At 44.4% G+C, this 22,830-nt stretch carries 25 protein-coding genes and 1 pseudogene; 8 read left to right on the forward strand and 18 right to left on the reverse strand.

Going from position 1 to position 22,830, the window contains the following annotated elements; genetic code table 11:
- Positions 1-92: 92 nt before the first annotated feature.
- Positions 93-566 (forward strand): annotated as a pseudogene (locus tag C3D30_RS20740) (O-antigen ligase family protein); the annotation flags it as partial.
- Between the two features lie 89 nt (positions 567-655).
- Here C3D30_RS20740 and C3D30_RS20745 read toward each other — a convergent pair.
- The 11 genes from C3D30_RS20745 to rfaQ all read right to left on the reverse strand — a co-directional run bounded on the left by C3D30_RS20745 (position 656) and on the right by rfaQ (position 10,768).
- Positions 656-754, reverse strand: coding sequence for a hypothetical protein (locus C3D30_RS20745; protein WP_272941841.1), 99 nt, complete (start codon positions 752-754; stop codon positions 656-658).
- A 100-nt stretch (positions 755-854) separates the two neighbouring features.
- Positions 855-1,928, reverse strand: a complete 1,074-nt coding sequence (locus tag C3D30_RS15215) for a glycosyltransferase family 9 protein (RefSeq protein ID WP_105287083.1) — start codon at positions 1,926-1,928, stop codon at positions 855-857.
- Positions 1,929-1,960: 32 nt separating this feature from the next.
- Entirely contained in the window at positions 1,961-2,812 is an 852-nt protein-coding gene (waaZ, locus tag C3D30_RS15220) for a 3-deoxy-D-manno-oct-2-ulosonate III transferase WaaZ (protein ID WP_105287084.1), read from the reverse strand.
- 73 nt (positions 2,813-2,885) lie between these two features.
- Positions 2,886-3,584: a lipopolysaccharide core heptose(II) kinase RfaY gene (gene rfaY, locus C3D30_RS15225; RefSeq protein WP_000615156.1), complete on the reverse strand. Its 699-nt coding sequence runs from the start codon at positions 3,582-3,584 to the stop codon at positions 2,886-2,888.
- Between the two features lie 17 nt (positions 3,585-3,601).
- Positions 3,602-4,618, reverse strand: coding sequence for a lipopolysaccharide 1,2-glucosyltransferase RfaJ (rfaJ, locus tag C3D30_RS15230; protein WP_016159952.1), 1,017 nt, complete (start codon positions 4,616-4,618; stop codon positions 3,602-3,604).
- A gap of 38 nt (positions 4,619-4,656) precedes the next feature.
- On the reverse strand, positions 4,657-5,676 hold the full coding sequence (waaO, locus tag C3D30_RS15235; RefSeq protein ID WP_105287085.1) for a lipopolysaccharide 3-alpha-galactosyltransferase: 1,020 nt from the start codon (positions 5,674-5,676) through the stop codon (positions 4,657-4,659).
- Positions 5,676-6,755 carry a lipopolysaccharide 1,6-galactosyltransferase gene (gene waaB / locus C3D30_RS15240; RefSeq protein WP_105287086.1) on the reverse strand — a complete coding sequence of 360 codons (1,080 nt, stop codon included), beginning with the start codon at positions 6,753-6,755 and terminating at the stop codon, positions 5,676-5,678. The genes waaO and waaB overlap by 1 nt, the downstream gene beginning before the upstream one ends.
- 19 nt (positions 6,756-6,774) lie before the next feature.
- On the reverse strand, positions 6,775-7,755 hold the full coding sequence (locus C3D30_RS15245) for a glycosyltransferase family 8 protein (protein WP_021551653.1): 981 nt from the start codon (positions 7,753-7,755) through the stop codon (positions 6,775-6,777).
- Between the two features lie 31 nt (positions 7,756-7,786).
- Positions 7,787-8,584, reverse strand: coding sequence for a lipopolysaccharide core heptose(I) kinase RfaP (gene rfaP / locus C3D30_RS15250; RefSeq protein WP_105287087.1), 798 nt, complete (start codon positions 8,582-8,584; stop codon positions 7,787-7,789).
- The gene (gene rfaG, locus C3D30_RS15255) at positions 8,577-9,701 is read right to left on the reverse strand and encodes a lipopolysaccharide glucosyltransferase I (protein WP_105287088.1); all 1,125 of its coding nucleotides are present in this window, start codon (positions 9,699-9,701) and stop codon (positions 8,577-8,579) included. The genes rfaP and rfaG overlap by 8 nt, the downstream gene beginning before the upstream one ends.
- 2 nt (positions 9,702-9,703) lie before the next feature.
- Positions 9,704-10,768 carry a lipopolysaccharide core heptosyltransferase RfaQ gene (gene rfaQ / locus C3D30_RS15260; RefSeq protein WP_010351059.1) on the reverse strand — a complete coding sequence of 355 codons (1,065 nt, stop codon included), beginning with the start codon at positions 10,766-10,768 and terminating at the stop codon, positions 9,704-9,706.
- A 412-nt stretch (positions 10,769-11,180) separates the two neighbouring features.
- On the opposite strand from rfaQ, the gene waaA reads away from it, so the two are divergent.
- Positions 11,181-12,458 (forward strand): lipid IV(A) 3-deoxy-D-manno-octulosonic acid transferase, encoded by a 1,278-nt coding sequence (waaA, locus tag C3D30_RS15270; RefSeq protein ID WP_000891556.1) that lies wholly within the window; start codon positions 11,181-11,183, stop codon positions 12,456-12,458.
- A gap of 7 nt (positions 12,459-12,465) precedes the next feature.
- Positions 12,466-12,945, forward strand: coding sequence for a pantetheine-phosphate adenylyltransferase (gene coaD, locus C3D30_RS15275; RefSeq protein WP_001171866.1), 480 nt, complete (start codon positions 12,466-12,468; stop codon positions 12,943-12,945).
- A 38-nt stretch (positions 12,946-12,983) separates the two neighbouring features.
- On the opposite strand, the gene mutM is transcribed toward coaD, so the two are convergent.
- From mutM to radC, 4 genes are all read right to left on the reverse strand, one after another.
- On the reverse strand, positions 12,984-13,793 hold the full coding sequence (gene mutM / locus C3D30_RS15280) for a bifunctional DNA-formamidopyrimidine glycosylase/DNA-(apurinic or apyrimidinic site) lyase (RefSeq protein ID WP_016159945.1): 810 nt from the start codon (positions 13,791-13,793) through the stop codon (positions 12,984-12,986).
- A 97-nt stretch (positions 13,794-13,890) separates the two neighbouring features.
- A complete protein-coding gene (gene rpmG, locus C3D30_RS15285) occupies positions 13,891-14,058 on the reverse strand; it encodes a 50S ribosomal protein L33 (RefSeq protein ID WP_001051798.1) in 168 nt (55 codons plus the stop codon).
- A 20-nt stretch (positions 14,059-14,078) separates the two neighbouring features.
- Positions 14,079-14,315, reverse strand: a complete 237-nt coding sequence (gene rpmB, locus C3D30_RS15290) for a 50S ribosomal protein L28 (RefSeq protein WP_000091955.1) — start codon at positions 14,313-14,315, stop codon at positions 14,079-14,081.
- Between the two features lie 216 nt (positions 14,316-14,531).
- On the reverse strand, positions 14,532-15,200 hold the full coding sequence (radC, locus tag C3D30_RS15295) for a RadC family protein (RefSeq protein WP_010356042.1): 669 nt from the start codon (positions 15,198-15,200) through the stop codon (positions 14,532-14,534).
- A gap of 171 nt (positions 15,201-15,371) precedes the next feature.
- On the opposite strand from radC, the gene coaBC reads away from it, so the two are divergent.
- The 3 genes from coaBC (at position 15,372) to slmA (ending at position 17,731) form a co-directional block, all read left to right on the forward strand.
- Positions 15,372-16,592: a bifunctional phosphopantothenoylcysteine decarboxylase/phosphopantothenate--cysteine ligase CoaBC gene (gene coaBC / locus C3D30_RS15300; protein ID WP_000050164.1), complete on the forward strand. Its 1,221-nt coding sequence runs from the start codon at positions 15,372-15,374 to the stop codon at positions 16,590-16,592.
- Positions 16,570-17,028, forward strand: a complete 459-nt coding sequence (gene dut / locus C3D30_RS15305) for a dUTP diphosphatase (protein ID WP_000976068.1) — start codon at positions 16,570-16,572, stop codon at positions 17,026-17,028. The genes coaBC and dut overlap by 23 nt, the downstream gene beginning before the upstream one ends.
- Positions 17,029-17,134: 106 nt before the next feature.
- Positions 17,135-17,731 carry a nucleoid occlusion factor SlmA gene (gene slmA, locus C3D30_RS15310; protein WP_000818603.1) on the forward strand — a complete coding sequence of 199 codons (597 nt, stop codon included), beginning with the start codon at positions 17,135-17,137 and terminating at the stop codon, positions 17,729-17,731.
- Positions 17,732-17,767: 36 nt separating this feature from the next.
- On the opposite strand, the gene pyrE is transcribed toward slmA, so the two are convergent.
- Both pyrE and rph read right to left on the reverse strand, forming a co-directional pair.
- On the reverse strand, positions 17,768-18,409 hold the full coding sequence (gene pyrE / locus C3D30_RS15315) for an orotate phosphoribosyltransferase (RefSeq protein ID WP_000806178.1): 642 nt from the start codon (positions 18,407-18,409) through the stop codon (positions 17,768-17,770).
- Between the two features lie 65 nt (positions 18,410-18,474).
- Positions 18,475-19,191 carry a ribonuclease PH gene (gene rph / locus C3D30_RS15320; RefSeq protein WP_001247086.1) on the reverse strand — a complete coding sequence of 239 codons (717 nt, stop codon included), beginning with the start codon at positions 19,189-19,191 and terminating at the stop codon, positions 18,475-18,477.
- A 126-nt stretch (positions 19,192-19,317) separates the two neighbouring features.
- Here rph and C3D30_RS15330 point away from each other — a divergent pair, with 126 nt between their 5' ends.
- Positions 19,318-20,181, forward strand: coding sequence for a YicC/YloC family endoribonuclease (locus C3D30_RS15330; protein WP_000621334.1), 864 nt, complete (start codon positions 19,318-19,320; stop codon positions 20,179-20,181).
- 249 nt (positions 20,182-20,430) lie between these two features.
- Positions 20,431-21,048 (forward strand): trimeric intracellular cation channel family protein, encoded by a 618-nt coding sequence (locus tag C3D30_RS15335; RefSeq protein ID WP_000924289.1) that lies wholly within the window; start codon positions 20,431-20,433, stop codon positions 21,046-21,048.
- On the opposite strand, the gene ligB is transcribed toward C3D30_RS15335, so the two are convergent.
- A complete protein-coding gene (gene ligB, locus C3D30_RS15340; protein WP_105287090.1) occupies positions 21,045-22,730 on the reverse strand; it encodes an NAD-dependent DNA ligase LigB in 1,686 nt (561 codons plus the stop codon). The genes C3D30_RS15335 and ligB overlap by 4 nt on opposite strands.
- Positions 22,731-22,830 lie beyond the last annotated feature (100 nt).

The raw sequence follows: 22,830 nt of genomic DNA on the forward strand, positions 1-22,830 counted from the left end.
TTGCCGCATATGCATTTTATATTAATAGTATTCATGACTATGACCGTATTTCTTTTGGTATAGGAGCGGCTACAGGTGCGGCATATTCAACAATGCTAATAGGAATAGTTAGTGGTGTTGCAATTCTTTATACTAAAAAAAACCATCCTTTTTTATTTTTATTAAATAGTTGTGCGGTATTTTATGTTCTGGCACTGACACAAACCAGAGCAACTCTACTCCTGTTCCCTGTAATTTGTGCTGTTGCACTAATTACATATTACAACAAATCCCCAAAAAAATTCACTTCTGCTATCGTTCTACTAATTGCCATATTGGCCAGTGTTGTAATTATATTTAATAAACCAATTCAATATCGCTATAACGAAGCATTAAATGATTTAAACAGTTATACCAATTCTAATAGCGTGACTTCATTAGGTGCAAGACTGGCAATGTACGAAATTGGTTTTGATTTATTCAAAGAATCGCCTTTTTCATTTAGATCTGCAGAGTCGCGCGCTGAAAGTATGAATTTATTAGTCGCAGAAAACAATAGACTAAGAGGGGCATTGGATTTTGCTAACGTACACCTACATAATGAGATAATTGAAACAGCGTCACTGAAAGGTCTGATGGGGATTTTTTCCACCCTTTTCCTCTATTTTTCACTATTTTATACAGCATATAAAAAACGCGCATTGGGTTTGTTGATATTAACGCTTGGTGTAGTGGGAGTTGGGCTAAGTGATGTGATCATATGGGCTCGCAGCATTCCGATTATCGTTATATCCGCTATAGCCCTCTTACTCGTTATTAATAATTGCAAAAATACTATTAATCAAGAATAGACAAGATAAGAAGTGAGTTAAAACTCACTTCTTATCTATACAACTTAATCTCTTTACTGAATCAGTTAAAGTTTCAGTACCGATATCTTTTACCGTAAATGTTGGTGATACTATTTGTATAGATTGATTATTATTCGGGGCCCAAATTAAGTGTGAGGGATATTCTGGACTACGTGAATTAGGATAAAATGCAAGCGTTGGTTTATGATAAGCCGCAGCGATATGAACAAGAGCTGTATCAACAGAAATGACAAAATCACTATACCTGGTCAACGCAACAGTATAAATAAACTCTGAAAATGGCAGTGTTTCAATTTCAGATATTGGTATTGTCAATAAATCTTGCGGTAACCCGGTAAATATCACTCGATAATTTTCAAACTGTGATTTCACCTCTTGATATATAACTTTTATTTGCTCAAACGTAAGTCGGCATATTTTTTTTGCACCGAATGGGTTAATGATGACTATTCTTGTATTCCCAATAAAATTTTTTATTTTATTTTCAACATCTACAGGTAAATGCAAGTCGTAGTCGGTGGAAAATTCACCCTCACCATAAATATGCTTCAGTATTTCTATTGCTCGTGTACTCATGTGTTCTTTTAAACATTCATCGTGGGGATGATAAAATGAATAGTAACGCTTATACCATTGATCGAAACCCAGAATGTAAGAATCTTTAAAACTTGATAATATTAAACTATGCTTAAATGAAGGCATAGTCTCAAAGGGGTCTAATACAATATCGAACTGTAAATTCCGCAGATGCTTACATAGACTAAGCATTTTAAAGGAACCCGTTGATTCTTTAATACAGAACTCAAATATATTTTTATTATTAGAGAGAAACTCCCCACCCTTTCTATTTGTAAGAATGGTTATTTTAACCCCTTTACTGTAAAGTTCACGATAAATCGAACTTAATACAATTAAATCACCGAGTTTATTATTATCATGAATGATAAGGCATGATTTAACTTGCGCTGGTTCTGTAACTTGATGATTGATTTTCTTACGAAATAAAAAAGCAAGAAAATTAATCTTGATTTTGTTTATATAAAACCTTTTCTTTTTATGAAAAGTACCTAAACGCATTTTTATACCATATTATTTTAGTTTCAGGATGATTAATTAGCATAAGAATCAGTTGAAGCTTTATATTGTATTTTTTTTCTTGTCCTATCCTTTGATTCTTCTGTACTGATATCTTGAAGTTTAATAAATGGAATTACATCGTAAGAAATAGCCGTATCATCAGACAAATTATAAATATTAATATCTTTTACATTATCATGCATAAAACGGAAAAATGGCAAGATTTTAAATAAATCCCTACTCAATTCCGAGGGCATAGGATTCTTATTTTCATCATAGAAACGCGAACAGCTACCCGTCAAATCCAGACCTGAACAAATAATCCGCGCATACTTTAGTGAATATGCTATCTGGATTGCAGCAAAGGCAATAGTATGGCATGAACAATAACCAAGACTAATGTCCTTGCAAAATCCAACCAGACGACCTTTTTTAGACAACGGTACAGAGATCAGCAGTTCTTTGTGAATTTGGCTCAAAATATTAAATTTAATCTTCTTTATAAAACCACCTTTTTCCCGGCGATAAAAAGACCGTAATATAAGACAGTTCTGGAGGATATAAAGTTTATCTTCTTCGGAGGCGTGTTCATAAACGTCAACGTTTACGATAGTATAACGGCTTCTTTGGCTAAAATTGTAAAAATCATCACGACGTTGATGTAAAAAGCGAACATCTGTAAGTACATAAATAAAGGGAATAATATTATGACTTAACAGATATTGTGCTGAACCATTGACAGCAATAATATCCCTTGCCCGTAATACCGACAAAGGTGTCTTTTGCGATGTGGGGCCAGATAGAAAAATAATAACATCATTAGATGTTTTATTTTCAATCAGGTTTTCAACATCTTTTTTGTCAATGTATCGAATATTCTTCATGATAAACCTGTGAAATAAATAACTCCGTATAAAAATGCCTAACGAAGACGCGTAATTGTGGGATATTTCTGCTTTAGCGTGCTGGTTTTCCTTTCAAACGCCGCATAATATTGCGCATTTTTTTACGATAAACTAAAAGATAATAACCAAGATCCTTAATCTCATTTTTAATACCGTAATGACGCTCTAAATCAAGACGGTCTTTCGCTTTCCGCTGCGCTGAAGCACGTTTCCCGGAGAGATCAATAATTCGAACTTCACCATTTTTTATAATGAAGTTACCACGATGAGGATCACCAGAAACCATGCCATGTTGATGCAAGGCATTAATTGATTGCTGAATTTTATTTTTTAGCACATCATCAATATCGGGCATATCACACAACTCTATGCCATCAATATACTCGATAAGCATGATATATGTATGGACAAATCGTAAGGTTTTTCGCTCTGCTAATAAATAAAAATCGTTGAGAGTATGTAAGCCTTCATTTCGCACTTTTTGGGTTTGTTCAAAAAGGCGTTCGTAATAATCACCTTTTAATAGAGATTTAAAAAAACGCTCGTTGCGTTTAATTTTTGGAGAAAATACCTTAAGCACAAACTTACCGTAATCGGTGTCAATAAGCATGACTTTTGTATCATCAATAGAACGAAACACTTTGATGATCTTAATATTATAAGATAAAAAGTCATTTAATACATTGAGGTACTTTGAATTGTTGTCATCAGTAAAAACAACAAAATCTTTAATCTTATTTTTCTGAATCATGATAAGCCAATTAAAGGTTATTTACTGTAATATTTTCGGTAAAGATAACGGACCCCTGCTATAACACCGGTTACGTAATGATGCTGGACTAACAAATGCTTATATCTTTTCTTAAATTCGATAACTGATTTTGCATCTCTGGGAGAATCATTTTTCCATGGCGAATTATCTAACGCTATTTTAAAATATTTTACCGATGGATAAATTGCCCATTTATGCCACGGTTTAGTTGCTCCTGTATAATGGATGAGAAGCGTGTTTTCTGTAATCAACTTTTTATAGTTTTGATGTGTTTTATCTTTTAATTCGCTTTTTATGGTATAAATAGTATTGAATTCACGAGGCAAAAATATTGTCATCCCTTTCAATAGAACATTCATAACATCTTGATCAGGATATTTATAAACATTATCTTTACTCATAAGAATAGATAATGCTTTCTCTGTTAGTTTTGCATTAGCCCATTTCTTTAAGTCTAAATAAACTACTCCTGAATTAAAGTAGTGTCCCCGTAGTTCAGGATCAGACAACCTGGATACCGCTTTTTCCTGCATTGGCTCAACATCTTTAACAACAGCAGCCACCGCTCCGTTTAAATCCAGATGAAGTAATTGGCTAATATCACCCTTACAAACAACATCCGCATCAAGATAAAGTAAACGATCAAGCGTCAGGCCCAATAATTGAAACGCAAACAAACGAAAGTACATTGCTCTTGACCAGACCTGTGTACAAGGCAAGCACTGAAGCTTATCAGTATTAATTCTATAAAGCGTGATTCTTAATTGGTACTGCCTTGCAAGTTTTTCGACCTTTTGAAAAAAATCATCATTATAAACATCAGCAATAATATAAAAATCAAGATTAATATGTCGATTATTTAGGACAATTGATGTGATAGAAACACCTACACCATCAAGATAATTAGCATCGACACCATAGGCAACATTTAAACATTCAGAAGTATTTTTATTAGTTAGCCTAAAATCCCAGGCTTTAACTTTATCTATCTCTATGGCAGGAAATGAGTCCACAAGGCTACCCTTATATCATTACTTTATAGATTCCCAGTTTAATGCTTTATCTTTTTAATAAAATACAAAAGATAATTGCTAAATCCTTTTAGATATCTATGCTTTTTCAGCATATGTTTTGCGCTATACCTTAATTGATTGCTATTGTTTGGTTTCAGCAACGCCGTATTCTTCCATGGCGAAGCATTTTTTGCCTCCATAAAGGCTTGTGATACAGGATAATCCCAGGCCCAATCATGCCAGGGCTTGGTCGGACCAATATAATGGATAAAAATAGTATCGCTGGTTACTGGATTTTTAAAACTTTCTTTGAGCTGATAATTTAAACTAAACTGGGTATTGTATTTTATATCAGCAAAAATAAGTTTATTTGCCAGTAGCATATTTAATACATCCTGATCAGGATGTGTTATTTTTTTTACTATTTCCGGATCATTTAACATTGTAATGGCTCGTGCAGAAACCTGCTCAACTGCCCATTGGTTAGTATTGATCAATAAAAAACCGGAGTTAAAATAACCTTTAGCAATCCCCACAACACCTAACGAGTGTGCACGTTTTTCCCACCAGTCATTTTGTCCTTCGGTAACAACCATTGCGACTGTATGATCAGGAAACGTGAAATTAATAAGTGGTTCTATAGTTCCCTGACAAATGATATCTGCATCCAGATATAGAACTTTAGGTGTTTTATTGATAAAGTAATCTGCAATAACAAAACGAAAATAAATTGCATGAGTCCAGTTCTTGGTACTTGGCAATGAACGGAGCCGATCGCCATTAATTAAATATACCTTAATCCTGGTTTTATATTGCTGAGCCAGAGCATCAAAATATTTCTGTTCATCTTCACAAAAATAATCAGTGAAAATATGGAAACATAAGCGATTTCCTTCATTATATTTTAATATTGAAGCAATCGAAATTCCGCAACCAAAAAGAAAATTTTTGTCAGTTCCATAAGCAATATCCAGACAAAGATTTTCTGTTTCCACTTTATAATTGTAATCAATAACTGAATTGAGAAACTCAGTCTCCTGGAAAAAAACTTGCTGCATCATTCCCTCCGGGAAATAACAGAAATAATTATGTTTTGTAATCTGTCGTAATATTTCTGCTGGTAAAACTTATCAATCGATGCCGGAATTTTTTCATGTTCGATGTGAATTTCACCGGCTACGTATTTATTGAGAAGAGCGACAAAACCGGTCATATCACCCGGTTGATATAAATGACCATTAACATCAGGCTGGATGATGTCAGCAGGCCCGGAGATACAATCTGCACTGATACAAGGAATCCCCCACGATAAGGCTTCAAGTAGAGTCATAGGGAAACCTTCAAAAGATGACGTGAGTAATAACGCACTCACTTTTTTAATATCTTGCTGAACTAATTCCCAGGGATGTTGTTGCCAACCATACCAGACAATTCGATCATCAATATTTAACTCTCTACCATAAGCCTGGCATTTTTCGAAATCGGAACCATCTCCCAATACATGAAGTTTCCAGTCACCTTGCACTTGTGATAAGCCATCAAGCAGATCTTTTACGCGCTTTTGACCTTCGAATTTCATGCGCCCGACATAAATGAAGGTTGCCGTTTCACCTTCCTCGGGTGCGGGAATGACGGAATCTTTCGCTTCGACAGGGTTAAAAATAACGTTTATCGTCGATTCTGGTACACCCCGGTTAATCATTTGTTGTTTAATACCGGAGCTGATTGCTAAATGATAGTCGGCACAGGTGATATATTCAGCATGTTTTTTATGATCTAAAGAAAAATGCGGCCATGAAAATACAGGTACATCAACTCCAGATTTTTTACGCGCTTTTGCCGCATACAAACATGAGATCACATCAATACAAATAACAACATCTGGCTGATAATCCTGAAGCCATTTGCTTAAAGCATGAATATGCTTCGCCCGACGTAAAAAACCTAAGCGAATGTTGGAAAATGAACACGAGTACTTAATACCTTCCAGCCATCCCTTATCCATTTTGTCGTTACGGCAAAAGAAAAACATTTCACTTTGGATATTTTGTTGTCTGAAGGTGGTAATAACATCTCGAATGACTGTTTCCATACCACCAAATCCTGAAACAGCTTCGCCGATAAACGCTATTTTCATAATTATATTAATTTTCCATCTAAATTTTCACACCGAATAATTTAGCGCGAAGATAATGGTAATAGTAAGAAATGGCTTTGCTATATTTCCCTTCGGCCCAATATACTTTAGCTTTTAACCTAATATCACTTGATGATGGTGCTAACATCCTTTTATGATATTTCCACGGTGAATTATAAAAATAATGTTCAAAGTTTTTGGCTCTAAATATTTTATACCATGGTTTATTTTGAGTGACATAATGCATTATGATTGTGTTGGATAAGTTTTTTTGTTCTTGATCACATATTACTGATAATGTTGTTTTATTATTATATTTTTTATCGATGTAATATAAGCGTCCATTGAGCAAAATATTTAACACATCCTGGTCTGCGTACCTATATACCTTCCCATTGTTGATCATCTCCAGCGCCTTTTGTGTTATATTTTCTTTTTTCCACGCGCTGATATTAATAAGCATAACTCCAGCATTAAAATAATTTATAAAATCAATACCATAGTCTAATTTTTTCACACGATCTTGCATATCTGGTGAGTCAGAGATGACACATGCTATATAATCTTTTAAATCGTAATCAACGAGTTCATATAAAGAACCATTACATATAATATCACAATCAAGATAAAGTATATTTGTTATTTTATCATCGACAACTTCTGGAATTAAAAAACGCAAACATGTTGATAAAGGAATTCCCAGAACCAGAGTGTCAGGATTAATGTCAAATTTATCTGTCACATGATATATTGATATTGCCGTATTTGGTCCCTCTAGCTCTAAAAATATTGAGCATTCGCTTTCGCTTATTCCTGAAACAAGAAGGTGAAAATGCAGATTAATATTACTATTATTTGAAATAATTGAATATAATGCAACGCCCGCCGGCATTATGAAACCACGGTCAAAGCATAATGCGATATGCAAATGTTTAACATTCGATATTTCGTGTCGAAATAAATCTTGTTTCTTAGCAACGAAGCTTCTAAGATTTAACAATTTTTAAACCCTTATTATAAGCAATGAATATTTAAAGCTTTTTCCTTAATGTTCTTTCTTTTATTTTTTGCGCCTTAACTTCTGCTTTTTTAATCAAGTTAACTTCCTGTAATAAAACTTCGCGTAAAGGCATCCCAAAATAAACCTTCATAAATCGCCATATATCTCTTTGCGTCAGGCCAATATTCATCGATGAAAAATATAGACCAATCAAATCTTTATCCCGCCAACGACGTGGTACTTTTTCCCGTATCTGCGCACGATGCAGGTCTATTACCGAAATTTTTAATTCATCTTCCCGGCCAGTGAACGGTAAATGAAGCAAAAAGTGGCAGATATAACAATCACGGTGATTTATTCCTGCTGCGTGCATTTTACGCACCATGGTTGCCACTCGTGTAATCAGCATACGCTTAACACGTATATCAGGAGGATTAATTGCCCAATCTGCACAATAATCTTCAAGGCTAATCGTAGGAGTGAGATCTTCGGTAATAATAAATGATGTGCGGGTTAATGGATTTAACCCTTTTTCACCAAACCCTATGCCGTGCATCGTATCAACACCGACATCATGCAGTCGATGAATAGCGTGCCACTCTCTGTCTGCGCCTAAAACTGGCATACGCAATGAGAGCAGGTTTTTTATAATTTCTTTTAAGGTCGTACCTTTGTGCCATTTAAGGAAATAGCTTTTCCCAGCCAGTTCAAAACGTAATGTTCGACGTGTCTCGAGTTCGCGAAAGACTTCGCCATTCAGTTTTTTAACTTCTGTAAAAGCATCTTTACCACGCCAAAGTGTGGCAAGCGGCTCTTTTAATTCAACCATCTAAACCACCTGTAATGATATCTGCGGCTTTCTCTGGCAGGCTGTACAAATCCTGAGTATCGGCATAATGGCGAGCATTCTCCGCCCAGGCCATTCGTAACGAATGCTGTGTTAACGCTTTGCGTAAGATCGCATTTAATTCTTCCTGACGGAATGGTTCCGCGATAACTGCTCCACAATTAGCATCTGCAATATAATGCGCGTATCCACATACTGCGGTGGTCAAAACAGGTAATCCAGCGGTAATCGCCTCAAGGAGAACAATACCTGCAGCTTCCTGGTAAGCGGGATGCAGTAAGAGATCTGCCGCAGCCATTAATTCAGACACGTCATTCCTCCCGGAAAAGAAATGCACGTTGCTACGTACCCCAAGTTTTTCTGCCAGCACTTCAAATTTGCGTGGTTTATCCTGACCAACGACAAACAAAAGCGTATTGTGGCGTAATGATTCCGGTAACGATGCCAAAGCCTTAATTGAGCGATCCACACCTTTACGACCGAAATCTGACCCAACCTGTAGCAATAAATTTTGTTGTTCGGTTATGCCATTTTTCTGACGATATATTTCACGACTGTTTGGGATTTGCTCGCTGTATTTCCTGTCCGGATAGATGCCGGGGGGAAGAATTTGAAAACGTTCTGGTTCAGTCTGGTAATGCTTCTGGAAATCGGCGATTTGCTTATCGGTCAGCATCATGAGTTTCGTCGATTTACCATGTTCGAAAGTCGCTCGCTCAAATGCAGCATAATGGCGATAGCGTGATGTTAAACGATAGAAAAATCCCTTTTCTTGCGCCACTTTCTCGGCATAACAGACATCGGCGGCAAAATAGACATCCAGCCCAGGCATCTTATTAAACCCAACGACACGATCAGCAGGATGTACCTTCAGATGGTTTTGAACCCAGGCATAATATTCTGCATTACGTCCATGGTTAGTATGGGATTTAACCGGTACGCGAATAAGCTCAAATGATTCCGGACAATCGCCTTCCCACGACTGTGTATATACACGAACATGGTGGCCCCGTGCGGCAACTGTTGACGCAATACGCATAAAGTCCCGCTGTAGACCACCAAATGGAAAATATTTATATAAACAAAACGCCACGATCATAATTATGCATTCCTGTTAGCTGAAGGAGCATCTTCTGGCAACAGCTTTTCCGTAGCGGCAATGACATCTTCCGCTGGAATAACAGAAAGATATTTTTTGTTGCGGTCAAGTTCGTGCCGGGTAGGCATTTGTTGATAATTACCCGCCCAGAACTGAATAATATTATCGGTCCATGGACGCCAGAATACATGATCAGTGGCCCCAAATAGGCTAATAACTGGCGTCTTCACCGCCGCCGCAATATGCCCTGGCGCAGAATCCACACCAATAAAGAGTACGGCATGATCAATTAACGCACCCAGTTCAGGAAACCGTGTTTTACCTGCAAGGCCAGTGATAGGTTTTGTTTGGCAGCCTTGCGCTATTTCATCTACACAGGCGAGATCATCTGCCGAAGGCCCACAGGTCAGCACAACCTGATAACCGCGCCGTTGCAAAGCATCGATAACCATAGAAAACTTATCGTTATCCCAGCACTTAAATATCTGACGAGCTGTCGGTTGGATGACGACATAATGATCTTTCACGCCCAGAGCATCTAATTCCTGCCGCATTTTCTTCCAGCAATCCTCGGCGTAACTCATTGTTGTGTCGGTGTAGAAATCGGTAATACCTAATGGCTCAAGGACCGATAAATTACGCTCAACAATATGTGTACCGTGTATTGGCGCTAAGTGTGTAAAGCTTTTTTTCCAAATACTATGCTGCCGATGACCATAAAGTTGCGATATTTTCATACGTGCAGGTAAACAACGTACCAGCAGTGCTACCATCCATTGATCCGTAAGATTAATGACCAGGTCATAATTATTCGCACGCAGAGTTTTTATCAACGAAAGCACATTTTTAATTTTATCGAATGTTCCCGCACCTTTATTGCTTATACCGTAGAGTGCATTAATTTCTGGGTTTTCAGATAAAATCGGAATTGTATCCTGGTAAAGCAGCATATCGATTTTTGCAGCGGGATAATTCTGCTTGAGTGTACTGATTACAGGAGTAGTTAATAACATATCTCCGTGATATCGCATCTTTATGACCAGGATATTTCGAAATGGCTTTTCCACTAGCGACTCTTTTGTATGATTGTCTGGTTAAGTTAAGCAGAAAAAAAGCACGCTACCGCCCCAGGCTCAACAGCTACCTGAATACTGATAACGCACTTACTTTGGCGTGCTAGTGTATCATTTCTTTCGCAGCAATCCGACCCGAATGTTTTTTATACACAAAATAGTTTTTAATCATAAAAATCATACAGATAAAAAAGAATATACAGATAATTCTGGTACGAACGATGCCTATATAGAGTTGCAAATTGGGTTGAGTTTCAATGAATCGCATAAAAATACAAAAAAACTGAAGATGTCGCGGCAGATCAGACCAAACAGAAGCTATTTAAGTCAAAAACGGGAAAAGTAATGGTAAAGCCCCAGCTAAATACATAGAATCCCCAGCACATCCATAAGTCAGCTATTTATTATGCTCGAATTGCTTTACACCGCCCTTCTCTACCTTATTCAGCCGTTGATCTGGATACGGCTCTGGGTGCGCGGACGTAAGGCTCCGGCCTATCGAAAACGCTGGGGTGAACGTTACGGTTTTTACCGCCATCCGCTGAAACCAGGCGGCATTATGCTGCACTCCGTCTCCGTCGGTGAAACCCTGGCGGCGATCCCGTTGGTGCGCGCGCTGCGTCATCGCTACCCTGATTTGCCGATTACTGTTACGACCATGACGCCAACCGGTTCGGAGCGCGTACAATCGGCGTTTGGGAAAGATGTTCAGCACGTTTATCTGCCTTACGATCTGCCCGATGCGCTTAACCGTTTCCTTAATAAAGTCGACCCTAAACTGGTGTTGATTATGGAAACCGAGCTATGGCCTAACCTGATTGCGGCGCTACATAAACGTAAAATTCCGCTGGTTATCGCCAACGCGCGACTTTCTGCTCGCTCTGCGGCAGGTTATGCAAAACTGGGCAAATTCGTTCGTCGCTTACTGCGTCGTATTACGCTGATTGCCGCCCAAAATGAAGAAGATGGCGCGCGTTTTGTGGCGCTGGGCGCAAAAAACAATCAGGTTACCGTTACCGGTAGCCTGAAATTCGATATCTCTGTAACGCCACAACTGGCTGCTAAAGCAGTAACGCTGCGCCGCCAGTGGGCACCGCATCGCCCGGTATGGATTGCCACCAGTACTCATGATGGTGAAGAGAGCGTGGTGATTGCCGCGCATCAGGCGCTGTTAAAGCAGTTCCCGAATTTATTGCTCATTCTTGTTCCACGCCATCCGGAACGCTTCCCGGATGCGATTAACCTGGTCCGCCAGGCTGGACTAAGCTATATCACACGCTCTTCCGGAGAAATCCCTTCCGCCAGTACACAAGTGGTAGTTGGCGATACGATGGGCGAGTTGATGTTGCTGTATGGCATTGCCGATCTCGCTTTTGTTGGCGGTTCATTGGTCGAACGCGGTGGGCATAATCCGCTGGAAGCCGCTGCACACGCCATTCCGGTACTGATGGGGCCGCATACCTTTAACTTTAAAGACATTTGCGCACGGCTGGAGCAGGCAAGCGGGCTGATTACCGTCACTGATGCCGCTACGCTTGCAAAAGAGATTTCCTCTTTACTCACCGACGCCGATTACCGTAGTTTTTATGGCCGTCATGCCGTTGAAGTGCTGTATCAAAACCAGGGCGCGCTGCAGCGTCTGCTTCAACTGCTGGAACCTTACCTGCCACCGAAAACGCATTGAGGTTGTTATGCAAAAACGGGCGATTTATCCGGGTACTTTCGATCCCATTACTAATGGTCATATCGATATCGTGACGCGCGCCACGCAGATGTTCGATCACGTTATTCTGGCGATTGCCGCCAGCCCCAGTAAAAAACCGATGTTTACCCTGGAAGAGCGCGTGGCGCTGGCACAGCAGGCAACCGCGCATTTGGGAAACGTTGAAGTGGTCGGGTTTAGTGATTTGATGGCCAACTTCGCGCGTAATCAACACGCTACGGTGCTAATTCGTGGCCTGCGCGCAGTTGCAGATTTTGAATATGAAATGCAGCTGGCGCATATGAATCGCCACTTAATGCCAGAACTAGAAAGTGTCTTTTTGATGCCTTCAAAAGAGTGGTCGTTTATCTCTTCATCGCTGGTTAAAGAGGTGGCGCGCCATCAGGGCGATGTCACCCATTTCCTGCCGGAAAATGTCCATCAGGCATTGATGGCAAAATTAGCGTAACTTTTATGCCGGATGGTATACCATCCGGCTCGCATGAATTACTTCTGGCACTGCCGGCAATAAAACGTCGCCCGCTGCGCATGTTTAGTCGCCACAATCGGCGTACCACACACCCGACACGCCTCGCCTTTACGCCCGTAAACCTGCAATTCCTGAGCGAAATAACCCGGTTTACCGTCACTTTGTAGAAAATCTTTCAGAGTTGTACCGCCCTGCTCAATCGAACGCAGCAACACCGCTTTAATCACCCGAGCTAACAATTCGCACTCCGCCAACGACAGTGATGACGCCAACCGATCCGGATGGATCCCCGCCGCAAACAGTGATTCGCTGGCATAGATATTCCCCACGCCCACCACCAGCTTGTTATCCATCAGCCAGGGCTTAATCGCCGTTTTTTTCTTCGCGCACTTCTGATGCAGGTACTCACCGTTGAAATCGTCGCTAAGCGGCTCAGGCCCAAGATGAGCCAGCACATTGTGCCCCTCCAGCTCTTTGGTCCACAGCCAGGCACCAAAGCGGCGCGGATCGGTATAGCGCAGCACTTTGCCGTTGCTCATCACCAAATCAACATGGTCATGCTTTTCAGGGGGAAGTTCTTCTGGAAGGATACGCAGGCTGCCAGACATACCCAGATGAATGATAATCCAGCCCTCTGGCAGCTCCAGCAGCAGATATTTAGCCCGGCGCTGCACGCTAAGCACTGGTTGGTCGCTTAAACGGTAGATTTCTTCCGAAACCGGCCAGCGCAAGCGTCCGTTGCGCACCACCGCATGAAGAATAGTCGCACCAACGAGATGCGGTTCTATTCCGCGACGGCTGGTTTCAACTTCTGGTAATTCAGGCATAGCATCTCCGGGAATGAACAGATGCAGTCAATATGGGGGCAAACAGATAACAAAAAACCCCGCCGGAGCGAGGTTTTTCGTTACATTAAAGCGAGAATTATTTAATTTTCGCTTCTTTGTAGATCACGTGCTGGCGAACAACTGGATCGAATTTCTTCAGTTCCAGTTTTTCCGGCTTAGTACGTTTGTTCTTCGTAGTGGTATAGAAGTGACCAGTACCAGCAGAAGAAACCAGCTTGATTTTCTCACGAATACCTTTAGCCATGATTTATTTCCTCTAAGTACTTAGTACTTTTCGCCACGGGCACGCAGTTCAGCCAGAACTGTATCGATGCCTTTTTTATCGATTACACGCATACCTTTAGCAGATACGCGCAGGGTGACAAAACGCTTTTCGCTCTCAACCCAGAAACGGTGAGAGTGCAGGTTCGGCAGGAAACGGCGTTTAGTCGCGTTCAGTGCGTGGGAACGGTTGTTACCGGTCACCGGACGCTTGCCAGTAACTTGGCAGACTCGGGACATGTCTATTCTCCAAAAATCAAATTAGCTCGAGCTTCGTATGGGGTATTGGCGCCTCGTCAGGCTTTACAGCCCGGTCATCGCAGTTCTATGTGAACTCTCGATTGCCAGGCCCAAATGCCAAACCCGAGATTCTCAAAGGTGGCGTAGTATACGCTGACTCGGCGATGTGCTCAAGTCCCGAACAGACAAAGATCCCGAAGGATCGCGCATAGCGGGTTAAATCCAGCCGCGTTCGGCAAAAGAAACATATTCTCCACGCCCAATCACGATATGGTCGAGCACGCGTAATTCCATGAACTGACAACTTTTTATTATCCGTTCGGTGATGAGTTTATCCGCTTTACTGGGTTCAGCACAACCCGAAGGGTGATTATGGGCAAGGATCAGTGCCGACGCGTTTATTTTTATCGCTTCGCGAACAATCTCACGCGGATGGACTTCTACATGGTTTAGTGTGCCGGAGAACAATCTGCTGTGGGTAAGTACCCTGTGTTGTGAGTCGAGAAAGATCACCATAAAGATCTCACGCTCCTCGCCCGTAAGCTGGCTTTGTAAAAATTCCCTCGTCATCTCTGGGCTGAGTAACGGGCTTTCTTCGCGCATCCTCACGTTGTAGTAACGTCGCGCCAGTTCGGCAATTCCCTTTAACTGGGCGAATTTCGCCACACCAATTCCATGAACGCCACTAAATTGTTCGTATTCGGAGGATAACAATCCGTAAAGAGAACCGAAATTCTCCAGCATCTCTTTCGCCAGGGTTAACACATCTTTACCGCGCGTTCCTGTACGCAGAAATAGCGCCAGCAGTTCAACATCCGTTAACGAGCTAATGCCCAACTTCAGCATTTTTTCGCGTGGCATCAACAATTCTGCATTGCTTTTCACCTTCACCTCCTTTGTGGAGAGCGCATCCTGTCATGGTCGACCGATTAAATCGACGGTCAGTTTTCAGTACTGGAAAGCGCCTCGCAAAGTGATTCTCAGGTGAAAGCACGACAACAAAAGTATTGTGATAAAATCGCCAACTTCTGGTGTCACCCAACAGGAAAAATCATCATGAGTCTGGCCGGTAAAAAAATCGTTCTCGGCGTCAGCGGCGGTATTGCTGCCTATAAAACCCCTGAACTGGTGCGTCGTTTGCGCGATCGCGGGGCCGACGTCCGTGTGGTAATGACCGAAGCGGCAAAAGCCTTTATCACTCCACTTAGTTTGCAGGCGGTTTCTGGGTATCCCGTTTCCGACAGTCTGTTGGATCCGGCAGCCGAAGCGGCAATGGGCCACATTGAGTTGGGGAAATGGGCTGATTTAGTGATTCTCGCCCCTGCCACGGCAGATTTGATTGCCCGTGTTGCTGCCGGTATGGCGAATGATTTGGTATCGACGATTTGCCTTGCGACTCCTGCACCTGTTGCCGTGCTGCCAGCGATGAACCAGCAGATGTATCGTGCTGCTGCCACCCAGCATAATTTAGAGGTGCTTGCCTCGCGCGGTTTGCTGATCTGGGGGCCAGATAGCGGCAGCCAGGCCTGTGGTGATGTCGGCCCAGGGCGAATGCTCGATCCGTTAACCATTGTTGATATGGCGGTCGCCCATTTTTCACCCATCAACGACCTGAAACATCTGAACATTATGATTACCGCAGGTCCGACGCGTGAACCGCTCGATCCGGTGCGTTACATCTCCAATCACAGCTCCGGCAAGATGGGGTTCGCCATTGCCGCAGCCGCTGCACGTCGTGGAGCAAACGTCACGCTGATTTCTGGCCCAGTTTCGCTACCGACTCCACCGTTTGTTAAACGTGTTGATGTGGTAACCGCACTGGAGATGGAAGCCGCAGTAAAGGCATCCGTGCAACAGCAAAATATATTTATCGGTTGTGCTGCCGTCGCAGATTACCGCACAGCCACCGTTGCCAGCGAAAAAATCAAAAAGCAGGCTACGCCGGGTGATGAATTAACAATAAAAATGGTTAAAAACCCCGATATTGTCGCCGGTGTTGCCGCATTAAAAGACCATAGGCCTTATGTTGTTGGATTTGCCGCCGAAACAAATAATGTGGAAGAATACGCCCGGCAAAAACGTATCCGCAAAAACCTTGATCTGATCTGCGCTAACGATGTTTCCAGAAAAAATCAGGGATTTAATAGCGACAAAAACGCATTACACCTTTTCTGGCAGGATGGCGATAAAATCTTACCGCTTGAGCGAAAAGAGCTCCTTGGCCAATTATTACTCGACGAGATTGTGACCCGTTATGATGAAGAAAATCGACGTTAAGATTCTGGACCCGCGCGTTGGGAAGGAATTTCCACTCCCGACTTATGCCACTTCTGGTTCTGCCGGACTTGACCTGCGCGCCTGTCTCGACGACGCCGTAGAACTGGCACCGGGCGACACTACACTAGTGCCGACCGGACTGGCGATTCATATTGCCGACCCTTCACTGGCGGCGATGATGCTGCCGCGCTCCGGGCTGGGCCATAAGCACGGTATCGTGCTCGGTAACCTGGTGGGATTGATCGATTCCGACTATCAGGGTCAGCTGATGATCTCCGTGTGGAACCGTGGTCAGGACAGTTTCACCATTCAACCTGGCGAACGTATCGCGCAGATGATTTTTGTTCCGGTGGTACAGGCCGATTTTAATCTGGTGGAAGATTTTGACGCCACCGACCGGGGTGAAGGCGGTTTTGGTCACTCTGGTCGTCAGTAACGCATACGCATCCAAATAACGTCATAACATCGCCGCAAACATTTCGTTTGCGGTCATAGCGTGGGTGCCGCCTGGCAAGTGCTTATTTTCAGGGGTATTTTGTAACATGGCAGAAAAACAAACTGCGAAAAGGAACCGTCGCGAAGAAATACTTCAGTCTCTGGCGTTGATGTTAGAATCCAGCGATGGAAGCCAGCGTATCACGACGGCGAAACTGGCCGCCTCTGTCGGCGTTTCCGAAGCGGCTCTGTATCGCCACTTCCCCAGTAAAACCCGCATGTTCGATAGCCTGATTGAGTTTATCGAAGATAGCCTGATTACTCGTATTAACCTGATTCTCAAAGATGAAAAGGACACTACCGCGCGCCTGCGCCTGATTGTGTTGCTGCTTCTCGGTTTCGGCGAACGTAATCCAGGCCTGACCCGTATCCTCACTGGCCATGCGCTAATGTTCGAACAGGATCGTCTGCAAGGACGCATCAACCAACTGTTCGAGCGTATTGAAGCACAGCTGCGTCAGGTATTGCGTGAAAAGAGAATGCGTGAGGGTGAAGGTTACACCACCGATGAAACGTTGCTGGCAAGCCAACTTCTGGCGTTCTGCGAAGGTATGCTGTCTCGTTTTGTCCGCAGCGAGTTTAAATACCGCCCGACGGATGACTTTGACGCCCGCTGGCCGCTGATTGCCGCGCAGTTGCAGTAATATGACGCCGGATGACCTACCATCCGGCGTTTCTTATCAAACCCCGTACTCTTCGCGATAAGCCTTAACCGCCGCCAGATGTTCCGCCATTTCCGGCTTCTCTTCGAGGTAAGCAATAAGATCTTTCAGAGTGATGATAGAAATCACTTTGCAGTTGTAATCACGCTCAACTTCCTGAATCGCGGAAATCTCACCGCGACCACGTTCCTGACGATCGAGTGAAATCAACACGCCAGCAAGCGTCGCGCCATTGGCCTGAATAATTTCCATCGACTCACGAATCGCCGTCCCGGCGGTGATCACATCATCTACCAGCATTACGCGTCCTTGTAACGCGCTACCGACCAGATTGCCGCCCTCGCCGTGGTCTTTTGCTTCTTTGCGGTTAAAGCAGTATGGCAGGTCAAGGTCATGATGCTCCGCCAGCGCCACAGCGGTAGTGGTGGCAATCGGAATCCCTTTGTAAGCAGGGCCAAACAGCAGATCGAACTCAATGCCAGAATCCACCAACGCTTCAGCGTAAAAACGGCCTAACAGTGCCAGGTCGCGCCCGGTATTAAACAGCCCGGCGTTGAAGAAATAGGGGCTTTTGCGCCCGGATTTCAGCGTAAACTCGCCAAACTTTAATACCTGCTTGCTAAGCGCAAATTCAATAAACTGGCGCTGATATGGTTTCATGCCTTCGCTCCTCATCTTACTTTTCTACAGACAAAAAAAAGGCGACTCATCAGTCGCCTTAAAAATCAGTTTGCCAGCGCCGCCTTCTGCGTCGCTACAATGGATTCGATTCCCCCTCGGGCCAGCGCCAACAAAGTGAGGAGTTCTTCGTGAGTGAACGGCTCGCCTTCCGCCGTGCCCTGAACCTCAATGATGCGCCCATCTTCGGTCATCACCACGTTCATATCCGTTTCTGCGGCAGAGTCTTCGACGTATTCCAGATCGCAAATCGCTTCGCCGTTAACGATACCCACCGAAACCGCTGCCACCATGCCTTTCATCGGGTTGGTTTTCAGTTTGCCATTCTCAACCAGCTTATTCAGTGCATCTGCCAGCGCCACGCAGGCACCAGTGATTGAAGCAGTGCGCGTGCCGCCATCGGCCTGAAGTACGTCGCAATCCAGCGTAATGGTGAACTCACCCAACGCTTTCAAATCAACCGCCGCACGCAATGCACGGGCAATCAGACGCTGGATTTCCATCGTGCGTCCGCCCTGCTTACCTTTCGCCGCTTCACGGGCGTTACGAGTGTGGGTAGAGCGCGGCAGCATACCGTATTCTGCGGTGATCCAGCCTTGCCCCTGTCCTTTCAGGAAGCGCGGCACACCTTCTTCAATAGAGGCGGTACACAACACTTTGGTATCGCCAAATTCGACCAGCACCGAGCCTTCTGCATGTTTTGTATAGTTACGAGTCAGGGTAACGGGACGCACCTGATTATTGCTACGGCCTGCTGGACGCATATTGAAATCTCCGGCTTGAAACAAATGTGGCTGCGCATTATACGGACTTCCGGCGGTTATTCCTATCCTGACAAGGCATCGATGGCTATAATCCTTCCACCTCTCCTTTTATAAACAGGAACGTCTATGATCCGCAGTATGACCGCCTACGCCCGGCGTGAAATCAAGGGTGAATGGGGGAGCGCAACCTGGGAAATGCGCTCGGTAAACCAGCGTTATCTGGAAACTTACTTTCGTCTGCCGGAGCAGTTCCGTAGCCTGGAACCTGTCGTTCGCGAGCGTATTCGTTCTCGCCTGACGCGCGGTAAAGTGGAATGTACCCTGCGCTATGAGCCAGATGTCAGCGCACAAGGTGAACTGATTCTCAACGAAAAACTGGCTAAACAGCTGGTAACTGCTGCGAATTGGGTAAAGATGCAGAGCGACGAAGGGGAAATCAACCCCGTTGATATCCTGCGCTGGCCGGGCGTAATGGCAGCCCAGGAACAGGATCTCGACGCTATTGCCGCTGAAATTCTTGCTGCTCTTGATGGTACGCTGGACGACTTTATCGTCGCGCGCGAAACCGAAGGTCAGGCGCTGAAAGCGTTGATCGAGCAGCGTCTGGAAGGTGTCACCGCCGAAGTGGCTAAAGTGCGCGCCCATATGCCGGAAATCCTGCAATGGCAGCGTGAACGTCTGGTCGCGAAGCTGGAAGATGCTCAGGTTCAGCTGGAGAACAATCGTCTGGAGCAAGAGCTGGTGCTGCTGGCGCAACGAATTGATGTTGCTGAAGAGCTGGATCGCCTCGAAGCGCATGTCAAAGAGACCTACAACATTCTCAAGAAAAAAGAAGCCGTTGGTCGTCGTCTGGACTTTATGATGCAGGAGTTCAACCGCGAGTCGAACACCCTGGCCTCGAAGTCTATCAATGCCGAAGTGACGAACTCCGCGATTGAGTTGAAAGTGTTGATTGAGCAGATGCGCGAACAGATTCAGAATATCGAGTAAGCGGCATCGCATTGTAGGCCATTGTTAATTTCAGCGGCTCTACGTACATCTACCCAAAAAACGTCAAAAACCCCATACTTTTTCTAATGCATTTTTCTTAACACAACATCAGAAAAATGCATTAGCTTTGCAGAAAGTACCAATTTCACATAACTATAAATTATCAATCCAAACTCACCTTAAAAAATCTCAATCGTGACAATGTGCACAAATCGCTACCCTGCCAGACAGATTTTTAGGGAGAGAACCATGCTTTTACACATTTTGTATTTGGTTGGTATTACCGCCGAAGCCATGACGGGGGCGCTGGCGGCTGGGCGACGCCGAATGGATACATTTGGCGTAATTATCATTGCGACCGCCACCGCAATCGGTGGTGGCTCAGTGCGGGATATTCTTTTGGGCCACTATCCGCTCGGTTGGGTCAAGCATCCGGAATATGTGATTATTGTCGCCACAGCCGCCGTACTGACCACTATTGTTGCCCCGGTGATGCCTTATCTGCGCAAAGTCTTTCTGGTGCTTGATGCGCTCGGGCTGGTAGTTTTTTCTATTATTGGTGCACAAGTCGCGCTGGATATGGGGCACGGTCCGATCATTGCCGTTGTCGCGGCGGTGACGACCGGTGTGTTTGGCGGCGTTTTGCGCGATATGTTCTGTAAACGCATCCCGCTGGTCTTTCAGAAAGAGCTGTATGCTGGGGTTTCATTTGCCTCCGCCGTACTCTATATCGCGTTGCAACACTACGTCTCTAACCATGATGTGGTGATTATTTCCACTCTGGTGTTTGGCTTTTTCGCTCGCTTGCTGGCGCTGCGTCTTAAGCTGGGTTTACCCGTCTTTTACTACAGCCACGAAGGTCACTAAGGTACAAAACCTGTGATCTGCTGGGCAGCCAGCCAGTTGCCCAGCATCTTGATTTGCCCATTATCTTTCCATTCAATAAGTTGGCTGGCACGACGAGATCCTGTCTCTGGCAGTTGCCGCCAATGCTGTTCGCTTCTCTGCAAAACTTGCTCCCAAGTGCTGGAATCGCTGGCGTTAAGCGCCGCCTGGGTTAAGGGTATTCCCATTGCCATCACCCAGCGGATAAAAGGCTGCTTACGTGCCAGATTAAACTGATGCCATAACTGCTCGCTTTTGCTTTTCGCTATCCCCGGCGTGTTCTGTAATTGCTCTGGCGTTAACTGAAGCCATGAAAAGATATGCTCAAAACGATGAGTCTGATGCAGCGCACGCCAGCCAGCTTCACCAATGCCGTCCAGACCCAAAACCTGTTTTGACCCCAGCCAGACTAGCCGTGAAACGAATTGCTCCTGACAAACATCAGAAGCAAAGTAGCAGGTCAACGAATTAAAGCGGTTTTCTGGCGGCATTGGTTTAGTACGTTCCGTTCCGCGCCAGACCACATCATCAATGCGTGGAATACCCTGACCGGCGAGACTGACGAGAATTTGATCGCCAGGCGCAATATCCCATTCCTGCCAGCGCCTGACGGAACCAATATTCACCCGCTGAACTTTTTTATCATCCAGCATGACAGGCGCGAGTGACGCCACCACCGATATTTTGCCGCTCTTACCCACCGCAAACTGAATCGCATTCACTTCGGCAACCTGTGCCACGGGTTGATATTTCCACGCCACCAACCAGTTCGCCTGACCCGGTAGCCAATGGATGGATTCGGGTTCTTTCGCCGCTCGCACAACGACACCATCGGTAACAAAGGGTAACGCTGTTTTCCACCACTCATTACGTATCCGCTCAACCTCATCAGCATTTTTGACTGCGCGAGTGTACGCCTGCGTCAGACTAAACCCTGCGGCTGCAAGCTGTTGCAATCGCTCGGTCATTAACTGCGGTCCATCCGGCCACGCCCAGATAAACACGCCAAGTGAATTTTGCGCGTCAGTATTGTTCTGCCGCATCATCATGCCCGCGACTTTCGAGCGCGCATTCATTCCCCCCATTTGTTGTTGGATATGCCCCTCACGCTGGAGAAATATTTCGCCCTGCAGCGTACTGTTGGCTAAAGGTCCGCTGACGGATTGTGGTACAGAAGGAATCGAACGTACTTTCTGCGTCCAGTCTTCGCCTTTCAGACCATTACCACGACTGATCGCTTTAATCAGTTTTCCCTCACGGTAGACCAGAGTTACCGCAACACCATCAACTTTTGGTTGCACCCAAAGATCGCTGCGTTCACGCATCCACAGGCTTAACGCATTTTTATCCGCCATTTTGCGTACGCCCGTATGTGCAACCGGATGGATAACCGTGCCGTTTAAAAGCGGCATCATGGCGTCACGATGCGTCTCTTCACCAAAACAACGTTGCCACTGCGTAAGACGGGCACTTATCTGATCGTAAACACTGTCTTCCACGTCACTTTTCCCTAATTTCCAGTAATCATCGTCCCACTGTTTTATTTGTTGTTGCAGGCGGGAAATTTCTTCATGCGCTCTGGCGGGCGACCAGGCTGGGCAGACGGCCTGCGCCGATGATTGCCAGCACAAAATCCCCATTAACACCGCTATCCATACTTTCATCATCACCTCCGCTGTAGTCAGGCGGGCAGGTATACAACGTGGTGAATGTAAATCCGAGTGGCAAAAACGAAGTGTGCGAGGACGCTTCCAGAGAATCGTT

The organism is Escherichia sp. MOD1-EC5433, from assembly GCF_002966005.1.
In the GTDB taxonomy this organism is placed as follows: domain Bacteria; phylum Pseudomonadota; class Gammaproteobacteria; order Enterobacterales; family Enterobacteriaceae; genus Escherichia; species Escherichia ruysiae.